Genomic DNA, 2,237 nt, shown 5'->3' with positions numbered 1-2,237 from the left:
GCGCCTGGTCGTTCGGCGACGTTGGCGTGGCCGACCGGTACCACCAGCCCGCCGACGGCCCCGACGACCTCGACTACGGCTACCTCGCCCGGTTCGCGACGGCGTTCGTGGAGATCGCGCGGCGGGTGGCGGACGCGCCGGAGCGCGTGCAGTGGACGCCCGGCGACGAGTACGAGGCGGTGGCCCGTGAGCTCTACAGGTGACTCAATACCCTGTAGGAGCCGGTCACATAGGTGACAGATCAGGCCGGCCACATGGGTAACACGGTCGAGGCACGTCCTCGAGGTCGCTACCGCCGCCGTTTCCCCTCGGGATCGGTGGCGCCTCAGAGACGACGGCACTCCGTAGCCGCGATTGGCAAGTACCTCCGCGTCGTAGCGTTGGAGGACCGCGAGACGCTCCACAACGCCTTTCCTGACCGTCCCCCTAAGCCCCGCGAGTCATGACGTTCGAGTACTTCCCTGACACGGACACGCTCTACATCGCGCTTCGTCCCGGCCCAAGCGCCGACGCGGGCGAGATGGCTCCGGACGTAGTGTTGGACTACGACGGGGACGGGAACGTGATCGGGATGACGGTCGAGCACGCAAGTGAGCGGGCAGACCTCGGTTCCTTCTCAGTCACGGCGATCCCAGCCATCGCGGCGTGAGACGGCTGCTCTGCCGCTGCGGGGCCTGAGCGCCCCAGGAGTGTTCGACCTCGAGGTCGCTACCGCCGCCGTTTCGCCCTCGAGGTCGGCGTCTCCTCGAGCGGGTTCTCCGGCCAGTGGCATTCCGAGCGATCGAACCGGCCGCTTTCCTTATCGTTCGGTACGTCCGACGCCCTCCGTTCAGCCATGCCCGACGTCAGCATTCCCGAAGACGCGCTCAAGCAGGCGCTCAAGGAAGCCTTGGTCGAGGCCGTCTCCGAGCAGCAGGACCTGCTCCGCGCCGTCGTCGCTGACGTGATCGAAGACATCGCCTTTGGGGAGGCGATGCACGAAGGTGAAGCGACCGAAGAGGTCAGTCGCGAGCGGATCTTCGATCTCCTCGAGGGCGGGAGTTGAGGGTCGTCTTCCGCAAGAGCTTCGAGCGAGACCTGAAGAAGCTCCGAGGCGACGCGCAACTGCTGTCTCGACTTCGGCAGGTGATCGAGCAGGTCGAAGCGGCGGAGGAGTTCGGCGCGGTGACGAACGTGAAGCGGATGCAAGGGTGGAGCGACTACTACCGCGTCCGCATCGGCGACTACCGGCTCGGCTTGAAGCTGGAAGAAGACACGATTGTGGTGCTGCGCTTCATGCACCGGCGTGAGATCTACCGGCGGTTCCCGTAGCTGCGACGATCCGGCCTTGAGGTCGCTAGCGCCGGCGTTTCGCCCTCGAGGTCGGCGTCGCTTCGAGCGGGTTCTCCGGCCAGTGGTGCTTCGGGTACCGCCCTCGAAGGTCCTTGCGGACGTCGAAGTACGCGTCGCGCCAGAACGAGGCCAAGTCCGTCGTGACCTGGACCGGCCGCTGCGCCGGGCTCAGCAGGTGCATCACGACCGGCATCCGGCCCTCCAGGACGCGCGGCGTGTCCTCCAAGCCAAAGACCTCCTGGAGACGGACGCCTAGGACCGGCGCCCCATCCGAGTAGTCGATGGGGCGGACCGACCCGCTCGGGACCGTCACGTGCGACGGGGCCAGCCGGTCGATGTCCGTCCGCGCCGTCGCCGGTCCGAGCGCGAGCAGGATCGGCCCGAGGTCGAGCCGGCCCAGGTCGGAGAGCCGCTTCATGCCCGCGAGGTACGGCCCGAGCCAGCCCTCGAGGTCGTTTAAGAGAGCCGCGTCGCCCACGTCGGGCCAGTCGTCCCCACGATGTCGGTGGAGGAACGCGATCCGCTCGCGCAGCCTCGAGGCCGGCTTCGACCACGGGAGCACGCCCAGGCCGCGAGCGCGGACGCCTTGGACGAGACCGACCGAGATGAGGTGGGGCGGAGGCGTGCGGATCGAGGCTTCGTGCAGAACGACCGCGCCCAAGCGCCGGACCCGCTTCGCCACCACGCGCCCCGCCCGGTCGTCCCAGCCGACCTCGTCGTCCTCGATGATCTGGCTCTCGAACGCGACCTCGATCTCGTCGGCCGAGATCGGAGCGGCCAGGAACGGGCGGGCGCCGCCGCGCCGGTCATCGAGGTCGCCGACGGCCAGGAACGGCTCGTCCGCCAGCGGCTGGCCCGGGTCGAGCGTCACCGCGCGCCCCTCGCGCAGCCGGTACCGCGAGCCC

4 protein-coding genes and 1 pseudogene are annotated in these 2,237 nt (G+C 68.8%); 4 read left to right on the top strand and 1 reads right to left on the bottom strand.

Going from position 1 to position 2,237, the window contains the following annotated elements:
- The 4 genes and pseudogenes from WBA11_RS12365 to WBA11_RS12350 form a co-directional block, all read left to right on the top strand.
- Window positions 1–203: pseudogene (locus WBA11_RS12365) on the top strand (peptidase M28); the annotation flags it as partial.
- Window positions 204–442: 239 nt separating this feature from the next.
- Entirely contained in the window at window positions 443–649 is a 207-nt protein-coding gene (locus WBA11_RS12360) for a DUF2283 domain-containing protein (protein WP_424520983.1), read from the top strand.
- Between the two features lie 186 nt (window positions 650–835).
- Entirely contained in the window at window positions 836–1,045 is a 210-nt protein-coding gene (locus WBA11_RS12355) for a hypothetical protein (RefSeq protein ID WP_424520982.1), read from the top strand.
- The gene (locus tag WBA11_RS12350; RefSeq protein ID WP_424520981.1) at window positions 1,042–1,311 is read left to right on the top strand and encodes a type II toxin-antitoxin system RelE family toxin; all 270 of its coding nucleotides are present in this window, start codon (window positions 1,042–1,044) and stop codon (window positions 1,309–1,311) included. The genes WBA11_RS12355 and WBA11_RS12350 overlap by 4 nt, the downstream gene beginning before the upstream one ends.
- A gap of 25 nt (window positions 1,312–1,336) precedes the next feature.
- Here WBA11_RS12350 and WBA11_RS12345 read toward each other — a convergent pair.
- Window positions 1,337–2,237 (bottom strand): ATP-dependent helicase C-terminal domain-containing protein (locus tag WBA11_RS12345; RefSeq protein ID WP_424520980.1); only part of this gene is annotated, 901 nt, incomplete at its 5' end.

It is taken from the genome of Rubrivirga sp., assembly GCF_049648075.1.
GTDB lineage: Bacteria > Bacteroidota > Rhodothermia > Rhodothermales > Rubricoccaceae > Rubrivirga.
This window is presented reverse-complemented; position numbering and strand designations above follow the sequence as displayed.